The organism is Polaromonas sp. (genome assembly GCF_030689685.1).
Classification (GTDB): Bacteria; Pseudomonadota; Gammaproteobacteria; order Burkholderiales; family Burkholderiaceae_C; genus Polaromonas.
The window spans coordinates 59,898-86,784 of sequence record NZ_JAUYEY010000019.1; the positions used below are offsets into that span (position 1 = coordinate 59,898).

The window sequence follows — 26,887 nt, forward strand, 5'->3', positions numbered from 1 at the left end:
CGCATGGATCCCGGATCAGGTCCGGGACGACACCCATTTCCAAAGTTATCACTAGAAGCCCTTCATGAAAACACAAATCCCGACCCCCGACGCCTACCAGGACATGCGCGAGGCCCTGCGCAGCATGCTCGCGTCTTTCGATTCCGCCTACTGGCAAAAAGTCGACCATGAGCGCGGCTACCCGGAGACCTTTGTCAACGCGCTGGCCGAAGCTGGCTGGCTGGCAGCATTGATTCCTGTGGAGTACGGCGGCTCCGGTCTGGGTCTGGCCGAAGCGTCCGTCATCATGGAAGAGATCAACTTCGCCGGCGGCAATGCCGGCGCCTGCCACGGCCAGATGTACAACATGGGCACCCTGCTGCGCCACGGCTCGGATGCGCAAAAAAAACTGTACCTGCCGAAAATCGCCAGCGGCGAGTTGCGCCTGCAGTCCATGGCTGTGACCGAGCCGACCACCGGCACCGACACCACCCAGCTCAAGACCACTGCGGTGAAGAAGGGCGGCAAATACATCGTCAACGGCCAGAAGGTCTGGATCTCGCGCATCCAGCACTCCGATTTGATGATCCTGCTGGCCCGCACCACGCCGCTGGCCGAGGTCAAGAAGAAGGCCGAGGGCATGTCCATCTTCATCGTGAACCTGAAGGACGCCATTGGCAAAGGCATGGCGGTGCAACCGATTGCCAACATGGTCAACCACGAAACCAACGAAGTCTTCTTCGACAACCTGGAAATCCCCGCAGACAACCTGATCGGTGAAGAGGGCAAGGGCTTCAAGTACATCCTCGACGGCCTGAACGCCGAGCGCACGCTGATCGCGGCCGAATGCATAGGCGACGCTTACTGGTTTGTCGACAAGGCGCGCCGCTACGCCAGCGACCGCGTGGTCTTCAACCGCCCCATCGGCCAGAACCAGGGCGTGCAATTCCCGATGGCCGACGCCTACATAGAAACCGAAGCCGCCAACCTGATGCGCTTCAAGGCTTGCGAACTGTTTGACGCCGGCAAGCCCTGCGGCGCCGAAGCCAACATGGCGAAATACCTGGCCGCCAAGGCTTCCTGGGAGGCGGCCAACATGTGTTTGCAGACGCATGGTGGTTTTGGCTTTGCCTGTGAATACGACGTGGAACGCAAGTTCCGCGAAACCCGGCTGTATCAGGTGGCGCCGATTTCCACCAATCTCATTTACTCGTATGTGGCGGAGCATTTGCTTGGCTTGCCACGGTCGTTCTGAACTGCCGGATTGCAGTTATGAAGACTTCTTCTCCAGCGGTGTTGTTCGCCACCAAGCCGGGTCTCGCCCCAGCGGGCGACTTACTTTTCTTTGGCGAGACAAAGAAAAGTGAGTTGCCGCCGGGCAACCCCGGCCAGCAGGCGCAGGCAAGCCACTTACTTCAGATCAAACACCAGGCGCCGAGATACAGCGCCCGAACGGACGATCAATGAAAAACCAAACAAGACCCCTTGACGGCATCACCGTCATCTCCCTCGAACACGCCATCGCCGCCCCCTTCTGCACACGCCAACTCGCCGACCTGGGCGCGCGCGTGATCAAGGTCGAGCGGCCTGGGGCCGGCGACTTTGCGCGGGCCTATGACCAGCGTGTGGATGGCATGGCCTCGCACTTCGTCTGGGTCAACCGCTCCAAGGAAAGCCTGACGCTGGACTTGAAGCAACCGGCCGCGCTGGCCGTGCTCAAACAGTTGCTGGAAAGCGCCGATGTGCTGGTGCAAAACCTGGCGCCTGGCGCGGCTGCGCGCATGGGTTTGGGCTTTGAGGCGCTGAGCAAGACCTTGCCCAAGTTGATCGTCTGCGACATTTCAGGCTACGGCGACGACGGCCCTTACCGCGACAAAAAAGCCTACGACCTGCTGATCCAGAGCGAAGCCGGCTTCTTGTCGGTGACCGGCGCGCCGGACGAACCCTGCAAGGCCGGCAACTCGATTGCCGACATTGCCGCTGGCATGTATGCCTACTCCAGCGTGCTGGCCGCGCTGCTGCAGCGCGGCAAGACCGGCAAGGGCTCACACATCGATGTGTCCATGCTGGAGTCGCTGGCCGAGTGGATGGGCTTTCCCATGTATTACGCCTACGCTGGCGCCGCACCCCCGCCACGCAGCGCTGCCTCGCACGCCACCATTTTTCCCTACGGCCCGTTTGCAGCCAGTGACGGCACTGTCATGCTGGGCCTGCAGAACGAGCGCGAGTGGCTTGTTTTCTGTGAAGTTGTGCTGGCCCAGCCCGCGCTGGCCCAAGACCCGCGCTTTGACAGCAATGCCCGGCGCAACGAACACCGCGAGGCGCTCAAGGCCATCATCCTGGCCGCGTTTACCGGCATGAGCACCATCGACGTGACACGCAAGCTCGACGAAGCGCAGATTGCCAACGCCCGCATGAACAGCATGGCCGAACTCTGGGCGCATCCGCAGCTCAAGGCACGTGATCGCTGGCGCCAGGTCGGGTCTCCCGCAGGCGACATTGCAGCGCTGTTGCCGCCCGGCCGGGTCAGCAGTTTCGAGTACCGCATGGATGCCATCCCCGCCGTCGGCCAGCACACCCAGGCCATCCTGCGCGAGCTGGGCCAGGGGGAGGCCGGCATCGCTGCCCTGCAGCAATCGGGCGCTATTTAATTGATAGCTATACCCTTATATCCAACATGGGCTAGCGAGCGATTTGACTTAAAAATGACACAAGCATGAACACCACACACCCAAGCCCCAGCGCCCAACTCGCCGCCTTTGCCGCCAACCTGCGCTTCAACGCGATTCCCGCCTCCGTGGTCGCCAAGACGGAAGACTTGCTGGTGGACTGGTTCGGCTCGGCGATCGCCGGCAAGGGTTCGCGCCCGGTCGAGACCATCACAAGCTTTGCGACCAGCATGGGGTCCAACGGCGGCGCTGCCGAGGTGCTGATTCACCGAAGTCGCAGCAGCGCCTACTTCGCGGCCATGGCCAACGCCGCCGCCTCGCATGTGGCCGAGCAGGACGATGTTCACAACGGTTCGGTCTTCCACCCGGCCACTGTCGTGTTCCCCGCCGCGCTGGCGATGGCGCAAACCCTGGGCAGCAGCGGCCAGCAACTGCTGACCGCTGCTGTGGCGGGCTACGAAGTCGGTATCCGTGTCGGCGAGTTCCTGGGCCGCTCGCATTACAAGGTGTTTCATACCACGGGCACCGCCGGCACGCTGGCCGCCGCAGCGGCCGCCGGCAGCCTGCTGGGCCTGAACGCGGCGCAGATGCAGCATGCCTTCGGTTCGGCCGGCACGCAGTCGGCCGGCTTATGGGAGTTTCTGCGCACAGCCGCCGACTCCAAGCAGTTGCACACCGCTCACGCGGCTGCGGCCGGTCTGATGTCGGCCTGCCTCGCGCGTGACGGTTTCACTGGCGCCGCGCAGATCCTCGAAGGCCCGCAGGGCATGGCGGCTGGCATGTCCAGCGACGCCGACCCCGCCAAACTGACCGACGCACTGGGCACGCGCTGGGCCACGGTCGAAACTTCCTTCAAGTACCACGCCTCCTGCCGCCACACCCATCCGGCGGCCGACGCGCTGCTGCAGGTGATGCAGGCCAACCATCTGAAGCCTGCCGACCTGGCGCGCGTCGTCACACATGTGCACCAGGGCGCGATCGACGTGCTGGGCCCCGTGGTCAATCCCGTCACGGCGCACCAGAGCAAGTTCTCCATGGGCACAGTGCTTGGCTTGGTCGCGCGTTTCGGCCACGCTGGCCTGGTCGAGTTCGACAAACACTTCCAGGAAGATTTGACCGTCGCGCTGCGCGACAAGGTCGTGATGGAACTCGACGCCGAAGTCGATGCCGCCTACCCGCGCCGATGGATCGGCAAGGTCACCGTCACCACCAGCGACGGCCGCACGCTACAGGGCAGGGTGGACGAACCCAAGGGCGACCCTGGCAACACCCTGAGCCGCGAAGAGATCACCGCCAAGGCGCAGCGTCTGGCAGCCTTCAGCGGCGGCGCCAGCGAGGCCGACATGGCGCACGCCATCAACGCGCTCTGGGCCATTGCGCAGCACCCGAAGGTCGGGCCGCTTCTGGCAGGTGCCGCATGACAAGCATCGCATCGGCGCGTTCCTTTTTGTTTGTGCCGGCGGACCGGCCCGAGCGTTATGCCAAGGCACTGGCCTCGGGCGCCGGCGCCGTGATCGTCGATCTGGAAGACGCGGTCGCGCCCGACGCCAAGGTGACGGCGCGCCAGCAACTGGCCGATGGCTTCGACGCGCTGCATGCGGACGAGCGCGCGCGTGTGCTGGTGCGCATCAACGCCGCTGGCTCGCCCTGGCATGCGGACGACCTGGCGCTGGTGGCGTTGTTGTCCAAGCTCAACCTCGGTGGTGTGGTGCTGCCCAAGGCCGAAGCCGTGGCCGGTGTCGTGCAACTCGCCGCCAACGTCGGCGCCGGCTGTGCTGTGTTGCCCATGATCGAGACCGCTGCCGGCCTCGCCGGGCTCGATGGGTTGGCGGCCTGCACAGGTGTGACACGCCTGGTGTTCGGCAACCTGGATTTTCAGGCCGACCTCGGCATGGCCTGCAGTCCGGACGAGGCCGAGCTGCGGCCGGTGCGCCTGGCACTGGTGCTGGCCTCGCGTCGCGCCGGCCTGGCCGCGCCCGTCGATGGCGTCACCTCGGCCACAGGCGACACCGCGCAACTGCAGCGGGATGCCGCGCGCAGCCGGCGCAGCGGCTTCGGCGCCAAACTCTGCATCCATCCCACCCAGGTGACGGCCGTCAACACAGCGCTGGCACCCACGGCCGCCGAGCTCGACTGGGCCAGACGCGTTGTCGAGGGCAGCCGCAAGGCCGGCGGCGCCGTATTCACGTTGGACGGCCGCATGGTCGATACGCCGGTGCTGCGGCTGGCCGAGCGCACGCTGGCAGCAGAGTCAAACACATGAACATCAGACTGTTTTTTGAAGCCATCGCAGCGAACGGCGCAGCATTTTTTAACCACAAGGAGACAAGCATGAAACTCAAACTCAACACCCTGCTGCTGGCCTGCAGCGCAGCACTCAGCCTGGGTGCGGCCACGCAGGCGCACAGCCAGGCCTTTCCCGACAAACCGGTCGCGCTGGTCGTGCCGTTTGCCGCCGGCGGCCCGACCGACGTGGTCGCGCGCATGATCGCCATCCCCATGGGCAAAGCGCTAGGCCAGACCGTGCTGGTGGAAAACACCGTGGGCGCAGGCGGCACCATTGCCGCTACCCGCGTGGCGCGCGCCACCCCCAATGGTTACACCATCTTCATCCACCACATGGGCATGGCGACCGCGCCTGCCTTGTACAAAAAGCTGAACTTCGACCCGCTCAAGGACTTTGAGTACATCGGCCAGGTGGTTGATGTGCCGATGACGCTGCTGGCGCGCAAGGACTTCCCGGCCGCCAACTTTGCCGAGCTGCAAACCTATGTAAAGGCCAACGCCGGCAAGGTCTCGCTGGCCAACGCCGGCCTGGGCGCGGTCTCGCACCTGTGCGGCCTGCTGTTCATGAGCCAGATGGGCGTCGAGCTCAACACCATCCCCTACAAGGGCACCGGCCCGGCCATGAACGACCTGCTCGGCGGGCAGGTCGATCTGCTGTGCGACCAGACCACGCAGACCGTGCCGCTGATCAAGGAAAACCGCGTCAAGGTTTACGGCGTCACTTCGCTGACCCGCCTGGCTGCGCTGCCCAATGTGCCCACGCTCAACGAACAAGGCCTCAAGGGCTTCGAGGTCAAGGTCTGGCACGGCATGTATGCACCCAAGGGCACACCGGCCCCCGTGATGGAAAAGCTCAACGCCGCGCTGAAGGCCGCCATGCAGGACCCCGTGGTCAAGCAGCGCCTGACTGATTTGAGCTCGGACATTCCGCCGATGGACAAGATTTCGGCCACCGGCCTGAAGACGCACCTGGAGACCGAGATCAGCAAGTGGGGGCCGGTGATCAAGAAAGCCGGCATTTACGCCGACTGAGCGGTTTGCAAGCGAAAAAGGCCTGTAGCCCATGTCGGGTGGGCGCATATTGCTATTAATACAGGAGCATAGGAAGCGCCGCGCGCACGCAGGCATGGATTGCGGGTCAAGCCTGCAATGACAGCCAAGGAGCCCAGAACGCCCGAAGCTGTCATCCCGGACTCGATCCGGGTTCCATGCCCCCGATCCCGCATTCGCCCCGCATCCGCACCAAGCGCCGGACCCCCATCCTGTGGCAGACTGCCTTCCGCCGACCAAACACCACAAAAAACCCATGACCATCCAGCTCTACGCCTTCGACACCCCCAACGGCCGCAAGATCAGCGTCGCCCTCGAAGAAATGGGCTTGCCCTACGAAGTGTTTGTTGTTGACATAACCAAGGGCGATCAGACCGCGCCCGACTTCCTGAAGATCAGCCCCAACAACAAGATCCCCTCCATCATCGATACCGACGGCCCGGGTGGCCAGCCCATCAGCGTTTTCGAGTCCGGCGCCATCCTGATCTACCTGGCCGAAAAGACCGGCCAATTTTTGCCCAAAGACCCACGCGCTCGTATTGCCGTGATGGAGTGGCTGATGTTCCAGATGGGCGGCTTCGGCCCCATGCCCGGCCAGGTGCACCACTTCATCGCTTTGACAAACGAAGCCGACCGCCGCTACGGCCTGGAGCGCTTCATGGCAGAAACAAAACGCCTCTACGGCGTGATGGACCGCCGCCTGGCCGACCACGCCTTCTTCGCAGGCGAAGAAATCTCAATAGCCGACTTCGCCATCGTCGGCTGGGTCTGGCGACATGAGCGGCACAAGATTGATCTGGCGGACTTTCCGAATGTGCAGCGGTGGTACCGGGCGGTGATGGCGCGGCCTGCGGTAACGCGTGGGTTTGATGTCGCGTTGAAGCGCATATAACAACACGGTTGTTGACAGTCTGAGGGTTGGTATATATCATGATAAATACCACTTTATGGGGGGCGCTCAACATGCACCAAACCGCCAAAATTTTTGCCACCGGCCGTAGCCAGGCCGTCCGCTTGCCGCTGGAGTTTCGCTTCGACGTCTCTGAAGTCTTTATCCGCCACGACCCTCTCACGGGCGATGTGGTGCTGTCGCGTAAACCGACAGACTGGCAGGGCTTGCTCGACGTGGTGGCGCACAACAAGGACGATGAGCTGCTGATAAAGCGTCGCCAAACCCGCACGCGACGCGACCCCTTTGAGGGCGCGGAGGAATGAGCCAGCGCTACATGCTCGACACCAATGTGGTCAGCCACATCATGCAAGGGTGCGATTCAGCCCTACTGGCACGGCTCACGGCCTTGCCCGTGGGGCAGGTGGTGATGTCCAGCATCACCCTGGCAGAACTGGAGTACGGCTTGCACCGCAAAGGGCAGCCGGCACGATTGAGAAACGCCATGACCCAGGTGCTGCTGCGCATGGACGTACTGCCCTGGGATGAAGCCGTCGCCACTTGCTACGGTGAGTTGTGCGCCACCCTTGAAACCCAGGGTATCAACCTCAGTGACTTTGACATGATGATTGCCGCCCACGCTGTTACGGTGGACGCAACCCTGGTCAGCCGTGACAAGGCATTTGCCCCAGTGCCGGCGGGGCCGCCGTATCGCTTGAAGCTGGAGGTTTGGTAGCGCATGCGACACGCGCCGTGCCAGGGGTTCACGGCCGGTTGGCCGACTACGCCTTCTTTGCAGGGGAAGAAATCTCAATAGCCGACTTCGCCAATGTTGGCTGGCTGTGCCCGAGACTTCAAACCGGCCTGAGCGCCTTGAAGCGAGATGAACCCTGTGCTATTCTTACCAAAAGGTAAGGAATTTTAATGCAAGCCACACTCACCACCAAAGGTCAGATGACGCTGCCCAGCGCTGTGCGAACGCGCCTTGGCCTGGAGGCAGGAGACCAATTATTGGTGACCATCCAGGACGATGACACCATTATTTTGAAACGGCGCCCCAGTGCCGGCGTGACAGCTTTGCGCGGTTTGTTGCCCAAGCCCAAGCGGGCACTCACGGTAGAGGAGATGGATGCAGGCATTGCGGCACACCTGGCGGCCAAGCACAGGCCAGGCGGCAAATCTTGATTGCGCTGGACACCAATCTGCTGGTGCGCCTGCTCACCAACGATGACCCACGGCAGGCTGCAAAAGTAGAAGCATGGTTGAAGGGCAACGCCACACCCAAATCACCGGCATATGTTGACCATGTGGTGCTGTGCGAACTGGCTTGGGTTCTGGAGCGCAGTTACACCTATGCCCGTGCCGAGGTTCATGCAGCCCTGGCCGCGCTTTTGGAGCAAGACCATTTGAAGGTAGAGTCCCCTGCGCTTGTGCGGCAGTCCCTGATGATGTTTGCCGAAGGGCCGGCCGATTTCTCTGACTACCTGCTGGCTGTGCGGTCACAGGCAGCAGGCTATGCCCCCGTACTCACCCTGGACAAAAGAGCGGCCAAAACCGGAACACACCAGTTATTGCGTTGAGTAGTGCGCTGAGAAGTAACACCGTGAAAGGTGCAACCATGAAACAGGGCACAGGCCCTCAGGGCGCATCCCCCTCGCGCCTGATCGACGAGAAGATCAAAAGCCTGGGCGACTGGCGCGCCAGAAGGGCATGCTGCGCGCGGGCGATCTGAAGGAAACAGGCGTGGCGCGGGTGACGCTGACGCGGCTGACAGCCAGCGGTCAACTCGAAAAAGTGGGCCGTGGCCTGTACCGGCTGCCGGGCACACAGACATCCGAACACGAAACCCTCGCCACGATTGCGGCCAGGGTCCCCCAAGCGGTGTTCTGCCTGCTCACCGCCCTGCAGTTCCATGGCATCACGACGCAACTGCCGCGCCAGGTCTGGATTGCCATGCCGCGCGGCAGCCATGTGCCAAAAATCGATTACCCACCGGTCAGGATGATTCAATCCACCGGCGAGGCTTATGCAGAAGGCATCGAGGTGTTTGAGCGCGACCAGGTTTCACTGAAGGTGTACGGCGTGGCTAAAACTGTGGCCGACTGCTTCAAGCACCGCAACAAGATTGGCCTCGATGTGGCGCTGGAAGCGCTGCGTGATGCTCGCTCGCAAAAAAAGCAAGAGCCGACGAGCTCTGGCACTTCGCAAAGATCTGCCGCGTGGCCAACGTGATGCGCCCTTATCTTGAGTCGATTGAATGAGCAAAGACCTGGCAGCTTCGGTACGCGCGCGACTGCTGAATCTGGCGAAGGCTGAGCAATCGGACTTCAATGGCGTGCCGGCTAATTGCTATTGAATTCATAGCTGCTTGCGAACGCCTGACATGGGCTGGAGCCCGATTTGTCATAAAAAAAGCCGCTGGCAACCACCAGCGGCTTTTTTGTTCAGCGAACAGTCCCTGAAGCAAATCAGACCGAACCCCAGACCTCCTGCGCCGTCTCGATCACCAGGCGCAGCTTGGTGCGCTGGGCTTCGACGGCGATGTCGTTGCCGTGCACGGTGCTGCTGAAGCCGCACTGCGGTGACAGCGCCAGCTGCTCCAGCGGCGCGTATTTGGCGGCTTGTTCGATGCGGCGCTTGAGTTCGTCCTTGTCTTCCAGCGTGCCGAACTTGGTGGTCACCAGGCCCAGCACCACAGTTTTGCCTTTGGGCAGGTAACGCAGGGGTTTGAAGTCGCCGCTGCGGATGTCGTCGTACTCCATGAAGTAGGCGTCGAGGTTCATCTCTTTGAGCAGCGCCTCGGCCACCGGCTCGTAGTTGCCGCTGGCGGCGTGCGTGCTTTTGAAGTTGCCGCGGCACAGGTGCATGGCCAGCGTCATGCCGGCGGGTTTTTGCGCCACCACCAGGTTGATGAACTTGGCGTAGCGGTGCGGCAGCTCATTGGGGTCGTCACCGCGCTGGCGGGCGGCTTCGCGCATTTTTTCGTCGCACAGGTAGGCCAGGTTGGTGTCGTCCATCTGCACATAGGTGCAACCGGCGGCAGCCAGGCTGCGCAGCTCGTCGCCGTAGGCATTGGCCACGTCCTGGTAGAACTCGGGCTCGAGTTCGGGATAGTGTTCGCGGCTGATGCCGGCGCGGCCGCCGCGAAAGTGCAGCATGGTGGGTGAGGGGATCGTCACCTTGGGCGTGTTGCCGGCTGACACCTGGCTCTTGAGGTACTGGAAGTCGGCCAGCTGGATGTCTTTGACGTGGCGCACTTTGTCGATCACACGCATCACCGGCGGGGCCAGCTCCTGAGAGCCGTCAGGGCGCACGATGGTGACCGGTATGTCGGTTTTCACGCCGCCGATCTGCGCCAGAAAGTCGATGTGAAAGTAGGTGCGGCGAAACTCGCCGTCGGTGATGGATTTCAGGCCCACGTCTTCCTGGAACTTCACGATCTCAGTGATGGCCTTGTCTTCCACCTTGCGCAACTGCGCGGGTGTGATCTCACCTTTCGCTTTCTGCTCACGGGCTTCCAGCAGGTATTGGGGGCGCAAAAAACTGCCGACGTGGTCGTAGCGAGCCGGCAGGTGGGGGGTGGGGGTGCGCATACAGGTCTCCTGAGAAGTTTTGGCCAGCTTGCATGTTAAAGCATGTTTTGTATCAATCAATGAATACAAAAATCTAATAAAATCAGATAAATAGCCTGAAAATATTTATTTATGGAAATAAATGTATACAATACGTATCCATGGAAGCTGAAAAAGCCACCTTTCCTCTCAGTGCCTGGTATGCCGCTGCCTATGACGTGGAGGTCGCGCGCAAGCTGCTACCGCGCACCATCTGCAAGCAAAAGCTGGTGATGTTTCGCAAGCTGGACGGCAGTGTGGCCGCGCTGGAAGACGCCTGCTGGCACCGGTTGCTGCCGCTGTCCATGGGTTCACTCGATGGGGATGAGGTCACCTGCGGTTACCACGGCCTGGTTTACAACGCGCAGGGCCGCTGCACCCACATGCCGAGCCAGGAGACGCTGAACCCGTCGGCCTGCGTGCGCAGCTTTCCGGTGCTTGAGAAACACCGCTTCATCTGGGTCTGGCCGGGCGACCCGGCCAAGGCCGACCCGGCGCTGGTGCCCGACATGCACTGGAACGACGACCCTGCCTGGGCCGGAGACGGCAAGCTGATCACCGTGCAGTGTGACTACCGCCTGGTGATCGACAACCTGATGGACCTGACACACGAGACCTTTGTGCACGGCTCCAGCATTGGCCAGCGCGCCGTGGCCGAAGCACCGTTTGTGGCCACCCATGGCGACCGCAGCGCCAGCGTCACGCGCTGGATGGAAAACATTGACGCCCCGCCGTTCTGGGCCGGGCAGATCAACCATGCGCGCGGCTACCAGGGCAAGGTGGACCGCTGGCAGATCATCCGTTTTGAAGCGCCGTGTACCGTCAACATCGACGTGGGTGTGGCCGAGGCCGGCAGCGGTGCGCCGCCCAAAGACGGCCAGCCCGGCGACCGCAGCCGCGGCGTCAATGGGTATGTGCTCAACACCGTGACACCCGAGACCGACGGTAGCTGTCACTACTTCTGGGCCTTTGCGCGCAACTACTGCCTGAATGAACAGGCGCTGACACACCAGCTACGCGAAGGTGTGGCCACCATCTTCCGCGAGGACGAGCATGTGCTGGAGGCGCAGCAGATTGCCATGAACGAACACCCGGACCACCCGTTTTACAACCTCAACATCGACGCCGGCTCCATGTGGGCGCGGCGCCTGATTGACAAGCTGGTGGCGCGTGAAACACCGCCCGCAGCGGTGATCCCCATCCTGCAGGTGGCTTGAGGACATGGCGACCGCTATCAAAAATATAGCTGCTGGCGCAGATCAGCCGGGGGCTGAAGGCCAAATTGGCACTCAAAGTGCGCAGGTGCGGGCACAGCTCAAGCTGCGCGAGCTGATTCTCTCGGGCGAACTCGGCGGCGGCACCCGTATTGCCGAGCTGGCCATCGTCGAGCGCATCGGTGTCTCGCGCACGCCGATACGTGCCGCGCTGATGCGGCTGGAGCAAGAGGGCCTGCTGGAGGCCCTGCCCAACGGCGGTTACGCGGTCAAGGCGTTTTCAGAGCGCGACATTGCCGATGCGATTGAGCTGCGCGGCACCTTGGAAGGCCTGCTGGTGCGCCTGGCGGCAGAGCGTGGCGCACCTGCGGTTGTGCTGGCCGAGGCGCGTGAGTGTTTGCGCCAGGTGGATGCGGTGCTGGCCGACCCGGCGCTGACGGACGAAGCGTTTTCTGCCTACGTTGATTTCAACGAGCGTTTTCATGCGCTGCTGTATGAGATGGCCGACAGCCCGGTCACCGTGCGCCAGCTGGAGCGGGTGGTGAGTCTGCCGTTTGCATCGGCCTCGGCCTTTGTGGTGGCGCAGTCCAACTCGCCGCAGGCGCGCGACATGCTGGTGGTGGCGCAGGACCAGCACTGGCAGGTGCTGGACGCGATTGAGCGCGGCGAGGGCACACGCGCCGAGGCGCTGATGCGCGAACACTCGCGCCTGGCGCAGCGCAATTTGCGCCACGCGCTTTCCGGCCAGGCCGGTGCCCACATGCCCGAGTCACTCAAGGCCATGAAGCTGATACGGCGCCGCTGATACATGGCCCCCACGCTCGCCACTTCGTGTGCTTCGCTGCCCCCCGAGGGGGCGCTGCGCCTGCGGCCCGGCAAAGCCGGTTCCGCGGCCCCGGCTTGAAGAGACAGATGCCAACGGTTAGTGAATCATGAAAAGCAACGCAACCCTTTACCCCGCCACCGTTGTCGCCACGCGCGACCTGACACCGACCGTGCGCGAGTTCGATATCCGGCCCACGCAGGGCCAGGCCACTGCATGGGAGCCGGGCGCGCATTTGCAGATGCAGCTGCTGGTCAACGGCCAGGTGCAGATACGCTCTTATTCACTGGTGGGCCTGCCCGACGGCAGCCACTTCCGCATTGCCGTCAAACGCATGGATGACGGCCGCGGTGGCTCGCTGGCCATGTGGCGTCTCGCCACGGGTGAGCGTTTGCAGGTCAGCGAGCCGCAAAACCATTTTGCGCTGGACCTGTCGGCGCCACACTACCTGCTGGTCGCCGGCGGTATCGGCATCACACCGCTGGTCATGATGGCGCAGCAGCTCAAAGCCCATGGATTAAAAACCGGCGCCACGCTGCGCATGTTGTACGGCGCACGCACCCAGGAAGAACTGGCGTTTTTGCCGCTGCTGCGTGAAAGCCTGGGCGACAGCCTGCAAACCTTTGTGGCGGGACGTGGCGAAAGCATGGACATCGCGGCCGAGGTCGCTGCCCTGCCTGCCGGTGGGCAGCTCTACACCTGCGGGCCGGTGCCCATGCTGGAAGCGATCAAGCTGGCCTGGTCCGGGGGCGGGCGCCCGCCCGCCGGCTTGCGTTTTGAAACCTTTGGCAGCAGCGGCCGCTTTGCCGCGCAGGCCTTTCGCGTGTGTGTGCCGCGCCAGCAGATCGACATCATGGTGCCGGCCGACACCACGCTGCTGGACGCGCTGGAGCGCGCCGGCGTGGAAACCTTGTGGGACTGCCGCCGCGGCGAATGTGGCCTGTGCGCCATGGACGTGCTGGCACTCGACGGCGAGGCGGACCACCGCGATGTGTTTCTCAGTGCCCACGAAAAGCAGGAGAACCGCCGCATCTGCGCCTGTGTGTCGCGAGTGGTTGGCTCGGTCACGCTGGATTCGGCATGGCGGGCGGAATGATCCCCATGCAAAATGCTTGTTGAAATATCGGAGGCTCGGATATATCAAAATCGTATAGCTGATAGAGCCCGGTCCACCGTTCCCTTGACGGTTTTGCCGGGTGACAATTCGCAATGCCCGCATGAAGGAACTGCCAACGCAGTAGTACCCTCGATTCTTACCACCACGACTGGAGACTGAAGTGACAAAAAGAGCCCTTATCAAGACCGCCCTGGCGGTTGCCGCCTTGTGTGCGGCCAGCGCAGGTTTCGCGCAACAGGTTACGCTGCGTCTGCACCAGATGCTGCCGCAGCAGGCAACCATTCCGGCCAAGGCGCTGATCCCCTGGGCTCAAAAAGTTGAGAAGGACTCGGGCGGCAAGATCAAGGTGCAGCTATTTCACGCCATGCAGCTTGGCGGCACACCTCCCCAGTTGTTCGACCAGGCCCGTGACGGCGTGGTGGACCTGACCTGGACGGTGCTGGGCTACACGCCGGGCCGGTTCAACAAGTCCGAAGTGTTCGAGCTGCCCTTCATGAGCGGCAACGCTGAGCAGTCTTCGCGCGCGTTCCAAGAATATGTCGAGAAGTTCGCGGCCGACGAGTTCAAGGACATCAAGCTGATCGCGGTGCACACCCATGGCCCTGGGTTGTTCCACACGAAGACGCCCGTGACGGGGCTTGAAAGCCTGCGCGGCATGAAGATACGCGGCGGCTCGCGCGTGATCAGCAGCATGCTGACCAAGCTGGGCGCCACGCCGGTGGGCATGCCGGTGCCGGCCGTGACCGACGCCTTGTCCAAGGGCGTGATCGATGGCACCACCATCCCCTGGGAAGTGACGCCTGCGCTCAAGGTCAGCGAGCTGGTCAAGAACCACACCACCTTTGCCGGCCAGGAAGGCCTGTACACGCAGACCTTCGCGTTCTCGATGAACAAGGCGGCTTACGAGAAATTGCCCGCCGACCTGAAGAAGGTGATTGACGCCAACTCCGGCATCGAAACCGCAGCTATGTTTGGCCGTGCCATGGACGAAGGCGACAAGGTCGGCCGCGCCATCGCTGAAAAAGCCGGCAACAACATCGTTGCACTGGACATCGCCGAGACGCAGCGCTGGCGCCGCACGGCCTCCACAGTCGAGACCGACTGGGTGGCCGAGATGAAGGGCAAGAACATCGATGGCGTCAAACTGGCTTCCGAAGCTCGTGCGCTGATCGCCAAGTACCAACGATAATCGGCGCGCAGGTCGCTCGCGGTCTGCAGGTGTTGCCAACAACGTTGCCCCCTGTTTTGCCGTGAAGGCGAAGGGGGTGGCTTACTCTTACATGGTGATGAATTGAAGTTGCTTTCCCTGTTGGCCGGAGCCTGCGCGGTTCTGGCGGGTGTGATCCTGACGGTCATCACGCTGATCACCTGCGTCAGCCTGATCGGGCGCAATACCATTGGCACGACGCTGGTCGGCGATTATGAGTTGACCGCCGCTGCCGCCGGCGCCGCCGTGGCGCTGTTCCTGCCGCTGTGCCAGCTCAGGCGCGAAAACATCATCGTGGACTTTTTCACCGCGCGCCTGTCCGCTGCTGCCAACAGCCGGCTGGACCGCCTGGGCAGCGCCTTGCTGGGCGCGGTGCTGCTGGTGCTGGCCTGGCGCACGGCGGTGGGCGGCCTCAGCGCCTTCCGCTCCAATTCCTCCACCATGATGCTGGGCTTTCCCGAGTGGATCGTCTACGCTTTCATGGTGCCCCCGATTGTGCTGGCCGGGGTGATTGCCTTGGCCCAGACTGTGTATGGCGATTTTCCGGAGCAGGCCAAATGAGTTCCTTGATGTTGGCGGGCCTCATTTTTGCCTGCATGCTGGGCCTGATGGCGATCCGGGTGCCGATCGCGATTTCCATGTTTATCGCGGGCGTGTTCGGCTACCTTTATCAGGTCGGCCTGGCGCCGTTTCTCAACAACCTCAATGGCCTGGCGTACGCGCGGTTTGCCAGCTACGACCTGTCGGTCATTCCGCTGTTCATTCTGATGGGCAACTTCGCCACACAGGGTGGCATTTCCAAGGCCTTGTTCCAGTTTGCGAGTGTGGTCATGGCTGGCTTTCGCGGCGGGCTGGCCATGGCAGCGGTGATGGCCAGTGCGGCCTTCGGCGCCATCTGCGGCTCGTCCATTGCCACAGCGGCCACCATCACCTCGGTGGCCCTGCCCGAGATGAAGCGCCACGGCTATTCCGGGCGCCTCGCCACCGGCACGCTGGCGGCAGGCGGCACGCTGGGCATATTGATTCCGCCGTCCGTCCCCCTGGTGATTTACGCCATCCTGACCGAGCAGAACATTGCCAAGCTGTTTGCGGCGGCCACCATCCCCGGCATCATTGCCATGTTCGGGTACATGGTTGCCATCGCCGTGTATGTACGCCTGTTTCCCGGCCATGCGCCCGAACATGACGAGGATCGCCCGCGCATGACGCTGGCCGGCGTCATGGCTGTGACGCCCATCGCCATTATTTTCGTCATCGTCTTTGGCGGCATCTACGGCGGGCTGTTCACGCCCACCGAGGGCGCGGGCGTGGGTGCGGCGGCGACCTTCATCGCGGCCATGCTCCGGCGCGAGCTGACGCTGCACAAGATCAAGTTGTGCTTTTATTCCACGGCGGGCAGCAGCGCGATGATCTTCATGATCTTTATCGGCGCCGACATGATGAATACCGCTCTGGCCTTGACCCAGGTGCCGGCCCAGCTGGCCGGCGTCATCCAGGGCTGGGGCGTGGCGCCGGTGTTGGTGGTGTCGGGCATCCTGCTGTTTTACGTGGTGCTGGGCGCGGTGATGGACGAGTTGTCCATGATCCTGCTGACCATCCCGATCTTCTTCCCGGTGGTGATGGGGCTGGACTTCGGCATGCCAGCCGAGTCGGTGGCCATCTGGTTTGGCATCATGGTGCTGATGACGGTGGGCTTTGGCCTGCTGGCGCCGCCAGTGGGGCTGAACGTCTACGTGGTCAACGGCATGGCCAAGGACGTGCCCATCTCGGAGAGTTACAAGGGCGTGATGCCTTTCCTGGTCAGCGACGTGCTCCGTACCATCTTGTTGCTGGCGTTCCCACCCATATCGCTTTGGCTGGTCAAGTTCGTGGGGTAATGCAGGTCTGCGCCGCGCAGTTGTTGGCGTGCTATTGAATCAATAGCTGACTACGACCGACGGCTATGGGCTGGAGCTATTTTTTATTCATGACTTTTTGCGAAGATGGCAAACCCCGGAGATTTTTCATGACATTCCAACGCCTTGCTTGCGGCCTCCTGGTCTCCCTGATGCTGGCTTCGTTGGCCGCAGCACAAACCTTTCCAAGTAAACCCGTCAGGATCGTGGTGCCTTTCGGTGCCGGTGGCGTGGCGGACCTGACCGCGCGCACGGTGGCGCAAAAGCTCAGCGAGTCGCTGGGGCAGCCGGTGGTGGTGGACAACAAGCCCGGAGCCGGCGGCGTGGTAGCCGGCGATGCGGTGGCCAAGGCCGAGCCCGATGGCCACACGCTGCTGCTGATGTCCAACGGAACGGCGGTCAGCGCGGGCCTGTTCAAGTCGTTGCCGTTTGACACGGCGCGCGATTTCGCGCCGGTGTCTACATTGGGATTTTTTGACATCGCCATTCTCACACCGGCAGATTCGAAATTCAAGACGCTTGCAGAGTTACTGGCCTTCGCCAAAGCCAATCCCGGCAAGCTCAATCTCGGTAGCATCAACATTGGCAGCACGCAAAACCTGGCCGCCGAATTGTTCAAGACCAGCTCGGGCACGGATGTGCAGATCGTTCCGTTCAACGGCACGCCGGCCGTGATCACGGCATTGCGTGGCGGCCAGATCGACGCGGCGGTGGAAATCCTGGGCCCCGTCCTGCCGCAGGTCAAGGCCAATGCACTGCGCGTGCTGGCGGTCACCGGCGACAAGCGCACCGCCGTGTTGCCCGATGTGCCCACCGCCAAGGAAAGCGGCTTGACGACTTTCGTGGCGTCTAGCTGGAATGCCCTGGCCGCGCCGGCCAAAACCCCCAAGGACGTGATCGCCCGTTTGAACAAGGAAATCGCCGCTGCGGTCAATTCGCCAGATGTTCGCAAGAAGCTGCAGGACCTGAACGTGGAAGCACGCTCCAGCTCACCCGCGCAGGCGGCCGAGTTGCTGGCCAGCGAAACGAAGCGGTGGGGTGATGTGATCGTCCGCGCAAAAATACCCACGCAATAAAAAACGCAGGCCTGTCTGATGAAGGAGTTGTCAGTCGTGAAGTTTGAACACTTGGGCATGATTGGTTATGGCGAGGTGGGCAAAATTTTTGCCGCTGGCCTGCAAAGCAATGTTTCGGGCGTCAGTGTCTGGGATCTCAAGTTCGATGCGCCCGCACTGCGTGAGGCGCAACGCGCACATGCAGCGCAGGCGGGCGTGGCGGCTTGTGGTTCGGTGGCCGAGTTATGCGCGCGCTCGGATCTGCTGATCTCGGCCGTCACCGCATCCAACACACTGGCCGTGGCCCAGACGGCCGCGCCCCATATCCGGCCCGGCACGGTGTTTCTGGACCTCAACTCGGCCTCGCCCGGCACCAAGCAGCAAGCAGCGGAACTCATCAATGCAGCCGGTGGCCGCTATGTGGAAGCAGGCGTGATGACCTCGGTGCCGCCTTATGGCATTCGGGTGCCCATGCTGCTGGGCGGCGCGCTGGCTGCCGATCTGGCGGCCGTGCTGGGCGCGTGGGGCATGGAGGCCAAAGCTGTCAGCGAAAAACTTGGTGTGGCCAGCGCCATCAAGATGTGCCGCAGCGTGATGATCAAGGGCCTGGAGGCGCTGGTGATCGAAAGTTACACCACCGCCCGCGCTTACGGCGTGGAGGACCATGTGCTGCCTACGCTGGCTGAAACCTTTCCGGGCATTGACTGGGACAAGCAGGGCGCTTACTTTTTCAGCCGGGTGGTGCAGCACGGCCAGCGCCGTGCCGAGGAGATGCGCGAGGCGGCCAACACCGTGGGCGAAGCCGGTTCGGGCTTCGAGCCCGTCATGGCTTCCGCCATCGCCAGCAAGCAGCAGTGGGTGGCCGATCAGGCGAAGCAAGGCGTGTTCAGAGGGCTTGGCAAAGAGGCGCGTTGGCAGGACTACGCTGACCGGCTGTTGGCTGCAACATTGACGAAGCCGTAGTGCGCGTCTGGACCTGCCTTCAGGGTCGGGGATGCCGCCAGATCAGGCGTAAGGCTTGATCGCTTCAATGACCACGGACTTGACCAGGTTGATCGCCTTTTTCTGGGTGTCCGTGCTGGCCCGCCGCGATGAACGCACCAGTGTCAACTCGCTCATGATGCGCGGCGAGCGGATGCTGCGCAAGGTGAAATGCGCAGGATCTTCGGCGTTGCTCAGCGTATAACTTGGCAGCACGGCGTGACCCATGCCCTCCCTGACCAGGCTCAGGATGGCGTTCAGACCGTCCACCTCCAGCGTGATCTGCGGCTTGCAGCCTATCGTGATCATTTCGCCTTCGACCAGGATGCGGAAAGCATTCGGCCGGCTGGGCAGAATCAGTGGCAGCTTGGCCACTTCTGCGAGGGTGATGGGCAGACGCTTGCCGGGCACAATTTTTTTTGCAGCGCCGGCCTTGTCGCTGCTTTTTTGTGAAATGAGCACCAGCTCTTCGGAATTCAGTGTTGCCGTTTCCAGCTCGGGGGATCGTTCGGAGTTGTAGAGCACGGCCATGTCGAGGTTGCCGACACGCAGACCCTCCTGCATCAACACCGAAAACCCCTCTGTCAAGGTCAGTTGCGCCAGTGGCAGTTGTTGCCTGAAGGCCTGGGTCAGCGGCACCGTGACAAGCTTGGACAGGCTGGGCGGCAGGCCGATGGAAACCCGGCCTGCCAGGTTGCCGCGCACGGCGCCCAGTTCTTCACGCGCGACCTCCACCTGGTGCAAAATGCCGCGCCCGTGTTTGAGCAGCAGCTTGCCGGCTTCTGTCGGCAGGGCGCCGCGTCCGGTGCGGGTCAGCAGGTTTTGCCGCAGCTCGACTTCCAGCAGGCGCACCTGTCGGCTCAGCGCAGGCTGGGCAATGTCCAGCGCAATCGAGGCGCGGGTGAAACTGCCGAGTTCGGCGACCCGCACAAAGTATTCGAGTTGCTTGAGGTCCATGATGGTGTTTTGAATAAGCTTTGGAAAATTATGCCCAAATGGTATACCTGCTAGTCGGGGCGGGGCCTTTTCCCGCGCCGCAAAACCAACCAGAATTGCCTCATGCAAACCGCCGCATTCGCGCTCCACGGTATTTCTTCCATGGCCACCCGGCAGGTGCTGGCCGAACTGGTGTCGACGTTCGAGCGGCAGTCGGACTGCGCGGTCACGATGGAGGCGGTGGCTGGGGTGGATGCCGCAAAACGTGTGCAGGCCGGTGAAGTTTTCGACCTGGTGGTGCTGGCCTCCGACGCCATCGACAGATTGATCACCAGCGGGCACCTGCAGGCGGGCAGCAAGCTTGATCTGGTTCGCTCAGGAGTCGCGGTTTGCGTGCGTGCCGGTGCGCCTTTGCCGCAGATCGACTCTGAAGACGCAGTCAAACGAGCTGTGTTGGCCGCGCGCAGCATCAGCTACTCGACCGGGCCCAGTGGTGTGGCCCTGGCTAAATTGTTCGAGCACTGGGGTATCGCAGACGAGATCCAGGACCGTATGGTGCAGGCGCCGCCGGGCGTGCCGGTCGGAGCGCTGGTGGCGCGCGGCGCGGTCGAGCTGGGTTTCCAGCAACTGAGCGAGCTGCTCAACGTCGAAGGCATCACCGTGCTTGGCCCGTTGCCGCCGGCGATCCAGATCATCACCACCTTTTGCGCCGGCGTTCACGCCAGCGTGGCTGCGGGTTCAGCGCAAGCCGGGCGGGTGCATGCTCTGCTCGATTACATGCGTTCGCCGCAGGCCGCTGAGGCCAAACGCCGCCAGGGCATGGAGCCGGCCTGACCACAACATGAACACAGGAGAAACATGAGCATCATCATTGACTGCCACGGCCACTACACTACCGCGCCCAAGGCGCTGGAGGCCTGGCGCAACCAGCAGATCGCTGGCATCAAGGACCCCTCGGTCAAGCCAAGGGTGGCAGATCTGAAGATCAGCGACGACGAGCTGCGCGAGTCCATAGCGACCAACCAGTTGCGCCTGATGAAAGAGCGTGGCAGCGACATCACGCTGTTCTCGCCGCGCGCCAGTTTCATGGCCCATCACATCGGCGACTTCGAGGTGTCATCGACCTGGGCCGCTATCTGCAACGAGCTTTGCTTTCGTGTCAGCCAGTTGTTTCCCGACCATTTTGTGCCGGTGGCCATGCTGCCGCAGTCGCCCGGTGTTCAGCCTTCGACCTGCATCCCCGAACTTGAGAAATGCGTCAAGGAATTCGGCAACGTCGGCATCAACCTCAACCCCGACCCGTCAGGCGGCCACTGGACCAGCCCACCGCTGACCGACAAGCTCTGGTACCCGATCTACGAAAAGATGGTCGAGTACGACCTGCCGGCGATGATCCACGTCTCTACCTCCTGCAACCCGGCCTTTCACACCACCGGCGCGCATTACCTGAATGCCGACACCACGGCCTTCATGCAATTGATCCAGGGCGATTTGTTCAAGGACTTCCCGACGCTGCGCTTTTTGATTCCGCATGGCGGAGGCGCCGTGCCTTACCACTGGGGTCGCTTTCGCGGCCTGGCGCAGGAGATGAAAAAGCCGCTGCTGGCCGATCACCTGCTGGGCAACGTCTTCTTTGACACCTGCGTCTACCACCAGCCGGGCATCAACCTGCTCAACACGGTGATCCCGGTGAAAAACGTGCTGTTTGCCTCGGAGATGATCGGCGCGGTACGCGGCATCGATCCGGAGACCGGCCACTACTATGACGACACCAAGCGCTACATTGAGGCCTCCACAATCCTGAGCGCCGACGACAAGCACCAGATCTACGAAGCCAACACGCGCCGCGTGTTCCCGCGCCTCGACGCGCTGCTCAAAAAACAAGGGAAGTGAACATGTTTGAACTAGGCGTTGTTTACCGCAATATCAAACGGGCTGACCGCACGGCGACCGACAGACTGGCGCAGTACGGCTCAGCCACCGTGCATGAAGCCATGGGTCGCGTTGGCCTGATGAAGACCTGTATGCGACCCATCTATGCCGGTGCGCAGATTTCGGGCACGGCCGTGACCGTGCTGCTGCAGCCCGGCGACAACTGGATGATGCATGTGGCGGCCGAGCAGATTCAGCCCGGTGACATCGTGGTGGCGGCCTGCACCACCGACAACACCGATGGTTTTTTTGGCGACTTGCTGGCCACAAGCTTCATGGCGCGCGGCGCGCGTGGCCTGATCATCGACGGCGGTTGCCGCGACGTGAAGACCCTGACTGAAATGGGCTTTCCGGTCTGGAGCCGTGCGATCAGCTCCAAGGGCACGGTCAAGGCCACGTTGGGCTCGGTCAATATCCCCGTGGTGTGCGCCGGCATGAGCGTCAAACCCGGCGACGTGGTTGTCGCCGATGACGATGGCGTGGTGGTGGTGCCTGCAGATTGGGCTCAAAAAGTGGCGGACAGCGCGCAGGCTAGAGAAGCCAATGAAGGCGAAAAACGCGCCAAACTCGCCTCGGGTGTGTTGGGCCTGGACATGTACAGCATGCGAGAGCCGCTGGCCAAGCTGGGCCTGAAGTACATCGACTGACACAGACTGATTGCTGACCATGACAAAAGCTGCAAGCGTCGACTTCGCCAAAACGCCTGGCTGGCTCGACTGGTACACCGGCCCCAGCAAACCCCGCTTCAAGCTGCCTGCCGGCGCGGTGGACGCGCATTGCCATGTGTTCGGTCCTGGCGCACAGTTTCCCTATGCGCCAGAGCGCAAGTACACGCCGTGTGATGCGTCCAAACACCAGTTGTTCGCGCTGCGCGACCATCTGGGCTTCGATAAAAATGTGATCGTGCAGGCCACCTGCCACGGCAGCGACAACCGGGCGCTGGTCGATGCCCTCAGGCACGCGGACAACAAGGCACGCGGCGTGGCCACGGTCAAGCGCGATGTGCTTGATTCCGAGCTGCAGGACATGCACGCCGCCGGTGTGCGCGGCACGCGTTTCAACTTCGTCAAGCGCCTGGCCGACTTCACGCCGCGCGAGGTTTTGCTGGAGATTGCCCAGCGCATTGCCCCGCTGGGCTGGCATGTGGTGGTGTACTTCGAGGCGCAGGACCTGCCCGAGCTGTACGATTTTTTCACCACGCTGCCGACCACGGTGGTGGTGGACCACATGGGCAGGCCCGATGTCAGCAAGCCGGTGGACGGCCCCGAGTTCGAGCTGTTTGTGAAGATGATGCGTGAGCACAGCAACATCTGGAGCAAGGTCAGCTGCCCGGAACGCCTGAGCGTGAGCGGCCCGCCGGCCCTGAACGGCCAGCAGCACGCTTACCAGGACGTGGTGCCGTTTGCCCGGCGCCTGGTAGAGACTTTTTCTGACCGTGTGCTCTGGGGCACCGACTGGCCGCACCCCAACATGAAAGACCACATGCCCGACGACGGCCTGCTGGTGGACTACATTCCCCAGATTGCCACCACCTCTGAGTTGCAACAAAAACTGCTGGTCGATAACCCGACGCGGCTTTACTGGACCAACTGACCATGTCCCTCGCAAAACCTTACCTTGACGTTCCAGGCACCACCATTTTTGATGCCGAGCAGTCGCGCCTCGGTTACCACCTGAACCAGTTCTGCATGTCGCTCATGAAGGCGGCCAACCGCGAGCGCTTCAAGGCCAGCGAACGCGCCTACCTCGACGAGTGGCCGATGACCGAAGAGCAGAAGCAGGCAGTGCTGGCGCGCGACCTGAACCGCTGTATCAAGGCCGGCGGCAATATTTACTTCCTGGCCAAGATCGGGGCCACCGACGGCAAGAGTTTTCAGCAAATGGCAGGCAGCATGACCGGCATGACCGAAGAGGAGTACCGCGACATGATGATCTCCGGCGGCCGTTCGGTCGAAGGCAACCGCGTGATCGGCGAAGACGGCAGCGCCCAGGCCCATCGCCAGCCGCAAGGCAAAGCCGGCGCAGCACGGAATCCATGAACATGGCAAAAATTACCGCATCGGTTTATACCTCTCACGTACCTGCCATTGGTGCAGCACTCGATCTGGGCAAAAGCAGCGAGCCTTACTGGCAAGCTGTGTTCAAGGGGTATGACTTCTCGAAACAGTGGCTCAAGGAGAATCCGCCCGACGTGATTTTTCTGGTCTACAACGATCATGCCACCGCTTTCAGCCTGGAGATGATTCCCACTTTTGCGATTGGTACGGCGGCGTCCTACCAGCCAGCCGACGAAGGCTGGGGGCCGCGCCCCGTGCCGGTGGTGCAGGGCCACCCCGAGCTGGCGGCGCATATTGCGCAGTCGGTGATCCAGCAGGACTTTGACCTGACCATCGTCAACAAGATGGACGTGGACCATGGCCTGACTGTGCCGCTGTCGCTGATGTGCGGCCAGCCTCCCCAGTCGAATTTTGCCTGGCCCTGCCCGGTGATTCCGTTTGCCGTCAACGTCGTGCAGTACCCGGTGCCGTCGGGCATGCGCTGCTTTAAATTAGGCCAGGCGATTCGCAAGGCGATTGAGAGTTTTGACAAACCACTCAATGTCCAGATCTGGGGCACCGGCGGCATGAGCCACCAGTTGCAGGGGCCGCGCGCCGGTCTGATCAACAAAGAGTTTGACAACGCCTTTCTGGACCAGCTGATCGCCGACCCGGAAGGCCTGGCCTGCAAGCCGCACATTGACTATGTGCGCGAAGCAGGCTCGGAGGGGATAGAGCTGGTCATGTGGCTGATTGCACGCGGCGCCATGGCCGATGTGGCCGGCGGCCCCGCGCCCACGGTGGCGCATCGCTTCTACCACGTGCCCGCCAGCAACACTGCGGTGGGCCACCTGATTCTGGAGAACAAATAAATGGCTCAAACCATCAAAGTGGCGCTGGCAGGCGCCGGCGCCTTCGGCATCAAACATCTTGACGGCATCAAGAACATAGACGGCGTTGAAGTGGTGTCGCTGATCAGCCGCGACCTGGAGAAGACAAAAGAAATTGCCGCCAAATACGGCATCGCCCACGTCAGCACCGATCTGGCTGACAGCCTGTCGCTCAAGGAGGTCGATGCCGTCATTTTGTGCACGCCGACACAAATGCATGCCGGGCAAAGCCTCGCCTGTTTGAAAGCCGGCAAACATGTGCAGGTGGAGATCCCGCTGGCCGACACGCTCAAAGGCGCGAAAGAGGTGGTCGCCTTGCAAAAGCAGACCGGCCTGGTGGCGATGTGCGGCCACACCCGGCGCTTCAACCCCAGCCACCAGTACGTGCACCAGGAAATTGCGGCGGGCAAATTCAACATCCAGCAGATGGATGTGCAGACCTATTTCTTCCGCCGCAGCAACATGAATGCGCTGGGCCAGCCGCGCAGCTGGACCGACCACCTGCTGTGGCACCACGCGGCGCACACGGTAGATCTGTTTGCCTACCAGTGCGGCAGCCCGATTGTTCAGGCCAACGCCATCCAGGGACCGATTCACCCGACGCTGGGCATCGCCATGGACATGAGCATCCAGCTCAAGGCGGCCAGCGGTGCGATCTGCACGCTGTCACTGAGTTTCAACAATGACGGGCCGCTGGGTACCTTCTTCCGCTACATCGGCGACACAGCCACCTATCTGGCCCGTTATGACGACCTGTGGCAATCGACGAAAGAGGGCAAGGAAGAAAAAATTGACGTGAGCAAAGTGGACGTGTCCATGAACGGCATCGAGCTGCAGGACCGCGAATTTTTTGCCGCCATCCGCGAGGGGCGTGAACCCAACAGCAGTGTGGCCCAGGTGCTGGCCTGCTACGAGGTGCTGCACAAGCTTGAGCAGCAGTTGAACTAAGCCATGGCATTGCCCACCCGAAAAATCGGTGCCTTCGATGTCTCGGCCATAGGCCTGGGCTGCATGAACCTGAGCCACGCTTACGGCACGCCGCCGTCGGCAGAGCAGGGCGAACGTGTGCTGCTGGCCGCACTCGATGCCGGCGTCACGCTGTTTGATACCGCAGCGCTGTATGGCTTTGGCGCCAACGAAACCCTGGTCGGAAAAGTCTTGTCCAAACACCGCAGCCGCTTCACGCTGGCCAGCAAGGGCGGCATGGCGGGCGTGCAGTTTGACGACGGTATCAAGCGGGTCATCGATGGGCGGCCGGCAACCATTCGCAAAAACTGCGAAGACAGCCTGAAGCGCCTGCAGACCGATGTGATTGATCTGTACTACCTGCACCGCTGGGACAAAAAGGTGCCGATTGAAGACAGTGTGGGCGCCATGGCCGAGTTGGTGCGGGAGGGCAAGGTACGCAGCATAGGCCTGTCCGAGGTATCGGCAGCGACGCTGCGCAAGGCCCATGCGGTGCACCCGATTGCTGCGGTGCAGACCGAGTATTCGCTGTGGACGCGCAACCCCGAGATTGCTGTTCTGGATGCCTGCCGCGAGATTGGGGCAGCTTTTGTCGCTTTCAGCCCGGTGGCGCGCGGCTTTCTGTGCGACGCGCTGCACGACGTGAGCACGCTGCAGGCCAAAGACATACGCAGCGCCATGCCACGTTTTGCGCCCGACAACTACGCCGCCAACCTCAAGCTGCTGCCGCCTTACAAGGCGCTGGCCCTGGAGGCGGGTTGCACACCGGCTCAGCTGGCGCTGGCCTGGCTGCTGCACAAGGCGCCGCATATCGTGCCGATTCCCGGCACTACCAGCGTGGCGCACCTGCAGGACGATCTGGGTGCGATGGCGGTGCGTCTGGATGCCGGGCTGCTGGCGAAGCTTGAGGCGCTGATCAACCAGCAGACGGTGACCGGCCAGCGCTACAGCGCGCAGAGCGCCAGCGAAGTCGATACCGAAGAGTTTGGTGCCAAGGCCTGAGCCTGGGCAGATTCTGAACTTGCTACCGTATTAATAGCTGGTTGCGCCCGTCGCATAAGGGCTACAGCCGTTTTTTCTTGTAATCGCAGCGCCTGGCAGCCCAGAATAAAAAAAGCCGCAACCCGTCAAAACGGGATGCGGCTTTTATTTGCCGGGCCTGGCTTTACAGCGTGTCAATAAAGCTGCGCAACTTGTCCGAACGCGAAGGGCTTGAGCTTGCGCAGCGCCTTGGCTTCGATCTGGCGGATGCGTTCACGCGTCACGTCGAACTGCTTGCCGACTTCTTCCAGCGTATGGTCGGTGGACATCTCGATACCAAAACGCATGCGCAGCACCTTGGCTTCGCGCG

General features: G+C 62.2%; 30 protein-coding genes and 2 pseudogenes. 29 read left to right on the forward strand and 3 right to left on the reverse strand.

The window, feature by feature from the left end:
- Window positions 1–64 precede the first annotated feature (64 nt).
- The 13 genes and pseudogenes from Q8O29_RS04735 (at window position 65) to Q8O29_RS04790 (ending at window position 9,134) form a co-directional block, all read left to right on the forward strand.
- On the forward strand, window positions 65–1,234 hold the full coding sequence (locus tag Q8O29_RS04735; RefSeq protein ID WP_305560903.1) for an acyl-CoA dehydrogenase family protein: 1,170 nt from the start codon (window positions 65–67) through the stop codon (window positions 1,232–1,234).
- A gap of 17 nt (window positions 1,235–1,251) precedes the next feature.
- Entirely contained in the window at window positions 1,252–1,446 is a 195-nt protein-coding gene (locus Q8O29_RS04740; RefSeq protein ID WP_305560904.1) for a hypothetical protein, read from the forward strand.
- Window positions 1,443–2,630: a CaiB/BaiF CoA-transferase family protein gene (locus Q8O29_RS04745; protein ID WP_305560905.1), complete on the forward strand. Its 1,188-nt coding sequence runs from the start codon at window positions 1,443–1,445 to the stop codon at window positions 2,628–2,630. The genes Q8O29_RS04740 and Q8O29_RS04745 overlap by 4 nt, the downstream gene beginning before the upstream one ends.
- Before the next feature lie 65 nt (window positions 2,631–2,695).
- The gene (locus tag Q8O29_RS04750) at window positions 2,696–4,069 is read left to right on the forward strand and encodes an MmgE/PrpD family protein (RefSeq protein WP_305560906.1); all 1,374 of its coding nucleotides are present in this window, start codon (window positions 2,696–2,698) and stop codon (window positions 4,067–4,069) included.
- Complete coding sequence (locus Q8O29_RS04755; RefSeq protein WP_305560907.1) at window positions 4,066–4,911, forward strand: CoA ester lyase; 846 nt, start codon at window positions 4,066–4,068, stop codon at window positions 4,909–4,911. Before Q8O29_RS04750 ends, Q8O29_RS04755 begins: the two co-directional genes overlap by 4 nt.
- Window positions 4,912–4,979: 68 nt before the next feature.
- Window positions 4,980–5,966, forward strand: coding sequence for a tripartite tricarboxylate transporter substrate binding protein BugD (locus tag Q8O29_RS04760; RefSeq protein ID WP_305560908.1), 987 nt, complete (start codon window positions 4,980–4,982; stop codon window positions 5,964–5,966).
- A gap of 274 nt (window positions 5,967–6,240) precedes the next feature.
- Window positions 6,241–6,876 (forward strand): glutathione S-transferase family protein, encoded by a 636-nt coding sequence (locus Q8O29_RS04765; protein WP_305560909.1) that lies wholly within the window; start codon window positions 6,241–6,243, stop codon window positions 6,874–6,876.
- Window positions 6,877–6,947: 71 nt separating this feature from the next.
- Window positions 6,948–7,199, forward strand: coding sequence for an antitoxin (locus Q8O29_RS04770; RefSeq protein ID WP_305560910.1), 252 nt, complete (start codon window positions 6,948–6,950; stop codon window positions 7,197–7,199).
- Complete coding sequence (locus tag Q8O29_RS04775) at window positions 7,196–7,609, forward strand: type II toxin-antitoxin system VapC family toxin (protein ID WP_305560911.1); 414 nt, start codon at window positions 7,196–7,198, stop codon at window positions 7,607–7,609. The genes Q8O29_RS04770 and Q8O29_RS04775 overlap by 4 nt, the downstream gene beginning before the upstream one ends.
- Window positions 7,610–7,626: 17 nt before the next feature.
- Window positions 7,627–7,788 (forward strand): glutathione binding-like protein, encoded by a 162-nt coding sequence (locus Q8O29_RS20330; protein ID WP_371134147.1) that lies wholly within the window; start codon window positions 7,627–7,629, stop codon window positions 7,786–7,788.
- Between the two features lie 9 nt (window positions 7,789–7,797).
- The gene (locus Q8O29_RS04780; protein WP_305560912.1) at window positions 7,798–8,058 is read left to right on the forward strand and encodes an AbrB/MazE/SpoVT family DNA-binding domain-containing protein; all 261 of its coding nucleotides are present in this window, start codon (window positions 7,798–7,800) and stop codon (window positions 8,056–8,058) included.
- The gene (locus Q8O29_RS04785) at window positions 8,055–8,453 is read left to right on the forward strand and encodes a PIN domain-containing protein (protein ID WP_305560913.1); all 399 of its coding nucleotides are present in this window, start codon (window positions 8,055–8,057) and stop codon (window positions 8,451–8,453) included. The genes Q8O29_RS04780 and Q8O29_RS04785 overlap by 4 nt, the downstream gene beginning before the upstream one ends.
- Window positions 8,454–8,583: 130 nt before the next feature.
- Window positions 8,584–9,134 (forward strand): annotated as a pseudogene (locus tag Q8O29_RS04790) (AbiEi antitoxin N-terminal domain-containing protein).
- Window positions 9,135–9,341: 207 nt separating this feature from the next.
- Here Q8O29_RS04790 and Q8O29_RS04795 read toward each other — a convergent pair.
- Complete coding sequence (locus Q8O29_RS04795) at window positions 9,342–10,466, reverse strand: 5-methyltetrahydropteroyltriglutamate--homocysteine S-methyltransferase (RefSeq protein WP_305560914.1); 1,125 nt, start codon at window positions 10,464–10,466, stop codon at window positions 9,342–9,344.
- Window positions 10,467–10,606: 140 nt separating this feature from the next.
- On the opposite strand from Q8O29_RS04795, the gene Q8O29_RS04800 reads away from it, so the two are divergent.
- From Q8O29_RS04800 to Q8O29_RS04835, 8 genes are all read left to right on the forward strand, one after another.
- Window positions 10,607–11,701, forward strand: a complete 1,095-nt coding sequence (locus Q8O29_RS04800; protein ID WP_305560915.1) for an aromatic ring-hydroxylating dioxygenase subunit alpha — start codon at window positions 10,607–10,609, stop codon at window positions 11,699–11,701.
- A gap of 4 nt (window positions 11,702–11,705) precedes the next feature.
- Window positions 11,706–12,503 carry a GntR family transcriptional regulator gene (locus Q8O29_RS04805; protein WP_305560916.1) on the forward strand — a complete coding sequence of 266 codons (798 nt, stop codon included), beginning with the start codon at window positions 11,706–11,708 and terminating at the stop codon, window positions 12,501–12,503.
- A 127-nt stretch (window positions 12,504–12,630) separates the two neighbouring features.
- A complete protein-coding gene (locus Q8O29_RS04810; RefSeq protein ID WP_305560917.1) occupies window positions 12,631–13,617 on the forward strand; it encodes a PDR/VanB family oxidoreductase in 987 nt (328 codons plus the stop codon).
- Between the two features lie 181 nt (window positions 13,618–13,798).
- Complete coding sequence (locus tag Q8O29_RS04815) at window positions 13,799–14,827, forward strand: TRAP transporter substrate-binding protein (RefSeq protein ID WP_305560918.1); 1,029 nt, start codon at window positions 13,799–13,801, stop codon at window positions 14,825–14,827.
- Between the two features lie 102 nt (window positions 14,828–14,929).
- A complete protein-coding gene (locus tag Q8O29_RS04820; protein ID WP_305560919.1) occupies window positions 14,930–15,406 on the forward strand; it encodes a TRAP transporter small permease in 477 nt (158 codons plus the stop codon).
- Window positions 15,403–16,722, forward strand: a complete 1,320-nt coding sequence (locus Q8O29_RS04825; RefSeq protein ID WP_305560920.1) for a TRAP transporter large permease — start codon at window positions 15,403–15,405, stop codon at window positions 16,720–16,722. The genes Q8O29_RS04820 and Q8O29_RS04825 overlap by 4 nt, the downstream gene beginning before the upstream one ends.
- Window positions 16,723–16,892: 170 nt before the next feature.
- Window positions 16,893–17,816, forward strand: coding sequence for a tripartite tricarboxylate transporter substrate binding protein (locus tag Q8O29_RS04830; RefSeq protein WP_305560935.1), 924 nt, complete (start codon window positions 16,893–16,895; stop codon window positions 17,814–17,816).
- Window positions 17,817–17,873: 57 nt separating this feature from the next.
- A complete protein-coding gene (locus tag Q8O29_RS04835) occupies window positions 17,874–18,758 on the forward strand; it encodes a DUF1932 domain-containing protein (RefSeq protein ID WP_371134151.1) in 885 nt (294 codons plus the stop codon).
- 42 nt (window positions 18,759–18,800) lie between these two features.
- Here the strand turns inward: Q8O29_RS04835 and Q8O29_RS04840 are convergent, their stop codons facing one another.
- On the reverse strand, window positions 18,801–19,733 hold the full coding sequence (locus Q8O29_RS04840) for a LysR substrate-binding domain-containing protein (protein ID WP_305560922.1): 933 nt from the start codon (window positions 19,731–19,733) through the stop codon (window positions 18,801–18,803).
- Window positions 19,734–19,835: 102 nt separating this feature from the next.
- Here Q8O29_RS04840 and Q8O29_RS04845 point away from each other — a divergent pair, with 102 nt between their 5' ends.
- The 8 genes from Q8O29_RS04845 to Q8O29_RS04880 are packed head-to-tail and all read left to right on the forward strand — an operon-like array spanning window position 19,836 to window position 26,538.
- Window positions 19,836–20,546, forward strand: coding sequence for a substrate-binding domain-containing protein (locus Q8O29_RS04845; RefSeq protein ID WP_305560923.1), 711 nt, complete (start codon window positions 19,836–19,838; stop codon window positions 20,544–20,546).
- 24 nt (window positions 20,547–20,570) lie between these two features.
- Window positions 20,571–21,605: an amidohydrolase family protein gene (locus Q8O29_RS04850; protein WP_305560924.1), complete on the forward strand. Its 1,035-nt coding sequence runs from the start codon at window positions 20,571–20,573 to the stop codon at window positions 21,603–21,605.
- A 2-nt stretch (window positions 21,606–21,607) separates the two neighbouring features.
- Window positions 21,608–22,291: a 4-carboxy-4-hydroxy-2-oxoadipate aldolase/oxaloacetate decarboxylase gene (gene ligK / locus Q8O29_RS04855; RefSeq protein ID WP_305560925.1), complete on the forward strand. Its 684-nt coding sequence runs from the start codon at window positions 21,608–21,610 to the stop codon at window positions 22,289–22,291.
- Between the two features lie 19 nt (window positions 22,292–22,310).
- Window positions 22,311–23,237: an amidohydrolase family protein gene (locus Q8O29_RS04860; RefSeq protein ID WP_305560926.1), complete on the forward strand. Its 927-nt coding sequence runs from the start codon at window positions 22,311–22,313 to the stop codon at window positions 23,235–23,237.
- A gap of 2 nt (window positions 23,238–23,239) precedes the next feature.
- Window positions 23,240–23,683, forward strand: a complete 444-nt coding sequence (gene ligA / locus Q8O29_RS04865) for a protocatechuate 4,5-dioxygenase subunit alpha (RefSeq protein ID WP_305560927.1) — start codon at window positions 23,240–23,242, stop codon at window positions 23,681–23,683.
- A gap of 2 nt (window positions 23,684–23,685) precedes the next feature.
- Window positions 23,686–24,552 (forward strand): class III extradiol dioxygenase subunit beta, encoded by an 867-nt coding sequence (locus Q8O29_RS04870; protein ID WP_305560928.1) that lies wholly within the window; start codon window positions 23,686–23,688, stop codon window positions 24,550–24,552.
- Window positions 24,553–25,518 carry a Gfo/Idh/MocA family oxidoreductase gene (locus Q8O29_RS04875; protein WP_305560929.1) on the forward strand — a complete coding sequence of 322 codons (966 nt, stop codon included), beginning with the start codon at window positions 24,553–24,555 and terminating at the stop codon, window positions 25,516–25,518.
- A gap of 3 nt (window positions 25,519–25,521) precedes the next feature.
- On the forward strand, window positions 25,522–26,538 hold the full coding sequence (locus Q8O29_RS04880; protein ID WP_371134148.1) for an aldo/keto reductase: 1,017 nt from the start codon (window positions 25,522–25,524) through the stop codon (window positions 26,536–26,538).
- Window positions 26,539–26,701: 163 nt separating this feature from the next.
- Here the strand turns inward: Q8O29_RS04880 and Q8O29_RS04885 are convergent.
- Window positions 26,702–26,887 (reverse strand): annotated as a pseudogene (locus Q8O29_RS04885) (sigma factor-like helix-turn-helix DNA-binding protein); the annotation flags it as partial.

Excerpts from the sequence above, each read along its gene's own strand:
- Q8O29_RS04735 (WP_305560903.1), top strand. The coding sequence starts at position 65 with ATGAAAACACAAATCCCGACCCCCGACGCCTACCAGGACATGCGCGAG.
- Q8O29_RS04740 (WP_305560904.1), top strand. The coding sequence starts at position 1,252 with ATGAAGACTTCTTCTCCAGCGGTGTTGTTCGCCACCAAGCCGGGTCTC.
- Q8O29_RS04745 (WP_305560905.1), top strand. The coding sequence starts at position 1,443 with ATGAAAAACCAAACAAGACCCCTTGACGGCATCACCGTCATCTCCCTC.
- Q8O29_RS04750 (WP_305560906.1), top strand. The coding sequence starts at position 2,696 with ATGAACACCACACACCCAAGCCCCAGCGCCCAACTCGCCGCCTTTGCC.
- Q8O29_RS04755 (WP_305560907.1), top strand. The coding sequence starts at position 4,066 with ATGACAAGCATCGCATCGGCGCGTTCCTTTTTGTTTGTGCCGGCGGAC.
- Q8O29_RS04760 (WP_305560908.1), top strand. The coding sequence starts at position 4,980 with ATGAAACTCAAACTCAACACCCTGCTGCTGGCCTGCAGCGCAGCACTC.
- Q8O29_RS04765 (WP_305560909.1), top strand. The coding sequence starts at position 6,241 with ATGACCATCCAGCTCTACGCCTTCGACACCCCCAACGGCCGCAAGATC.
- Q8O29_RS04770 (WP_305560910.1), top strand. The coding sequence starts at position 6,948 with ATGCACCAAACCGCCAAAATTTTTGCCACCGGCCGTAGCCAGGCCGTC.
- Q8O29_RS04775 (WP_305560911.1), top strand. The coding sequence starts at position 7,196 with ATGAGCCAGCGCTACATGCTCGACACCAATGTGGTCAGCCACATCATG.
- Q8O29_RS04780 (WP_305560912.1), top strand. The coding sequence starts at position 7,798 with ATGCAAGCCACACTCACCACCAAAGGTCAGATGACGCTGCCCAGCGCT.
- Q8O29_RS04795 (WP_305560914.1), bottom strand. The coding sequence starts at position 10,466 with ATGCGCACCCCCACCCCCCACCTGCCGGCTCGCTACGACCACGTCGGC.
- Q8O29_RS04800 (WP_305560915.1), top strand. The coding sequence starts at position 10,607 with ATGGAAGCTGAAAAAGCCACCTTTCCTCTCAGTGCCTGGTATGCCGCT.
- Q8O29_RS04805 (WP_305560916.1), top strand. The coding sequence starts at position 11,706 with ATGGCGACCGCTATCAAAAATATAGCTGCTGGCGCAGATCAGCCGGGG.
- Q8O29_RS04810 (WP_305560917.1), top strand. The coding sequence starts at position 12,631 with ATGAAAAGCAACGCAACCCTTTACCCCGCCACCGTTGTCGCCACGCGC.
- Q8O29_RS04825 (WP_305560920.1), top strand. The coding sequence starts at position 15,403 with ATGAGTTCCTTGATGTTGGCGGGCCTCATTTTTGCCTGCATGCTGGGC.
- Q8O29_RS04830 (WP_305560935.1), top strand. The coding sequence starts at position 16,893 with ATGCTGGCTTCGTTGGCCGCAGCACAAACCTTTCCAAGTAAACCCGTC.
- Q8O29_RS04835 (WP_371134151.1), top strand. The coding sequence starts at position 17,874 with ATGATTGGTTATGGCGAGGTGGGCAAAATTTTTGCCGCTGGCCTGCAA.
- Q8O29_RS04840 (WP_305560922.1), bottom strand. The coding sequence starts at position 19,733 with ATGGACCTCAAGCAACTCGAATACTTTGTGCGGGTCGCCGAACTCGGC.
- Q8O29_RS04845 (WP_305560923.1), top strand. The coding sequence starts at position 19,836 with ATGCAAACCGCCGCATTCGCGCTCCACGGTATTTCTTCCATGGCCACC.
- Q8O29_RS04850 (WP_305560924.1), top strand. The coding sequence starts at position 20,571 with ATGAGCATCATCATTGACTGCCACGGCCACTACACTACCGCGCCCAAG.
- ligK (WP_305560925.1), top strand. The coding sequence starts at position 21,608 with ATGTTTGAACTAGGCGTTGTTTACCGCAATATCAAACGGGCTGACCGC.
- Q8O29_RS04860 (WP_305560926.1), top strand. The coding sequence starts at position 22,311 with ATGACAAAAGCTGCAAGCGTCGACTTCGCCAAAACGCCTGGCTGGCTC.
- ligA (WP_305560927.1), top strand. The coding sequence starts at position 23,240 with ATGTCCCTCGCAAAACCTTACCTTGACGTTCCAGGCACCACCATTTTT.
- Q8O29_RS04870 (WP_305560928.1), top strand. The coding sequence starts at position 23,686 with ATGGCAAAAATTACCGCATCGGTTTATACCTCTCACGTACCTGCCATT.
- Q8O29_RS04875 (WP_305560929.1), top strand. The coding sequence starts at position 24,553 with ATGGCTCAAACCATCAAAGTGGCGCTGGCAGGCGCCGGCGCCTTCGGC.
- Q8O29_RS04880 (WP_371134148.1), top strand. The coding sequence starts at position 25,522 with ATGGCATTGCCCACCCGAAAAATCGGTGCCTTCGATGTCTCGGCCATA.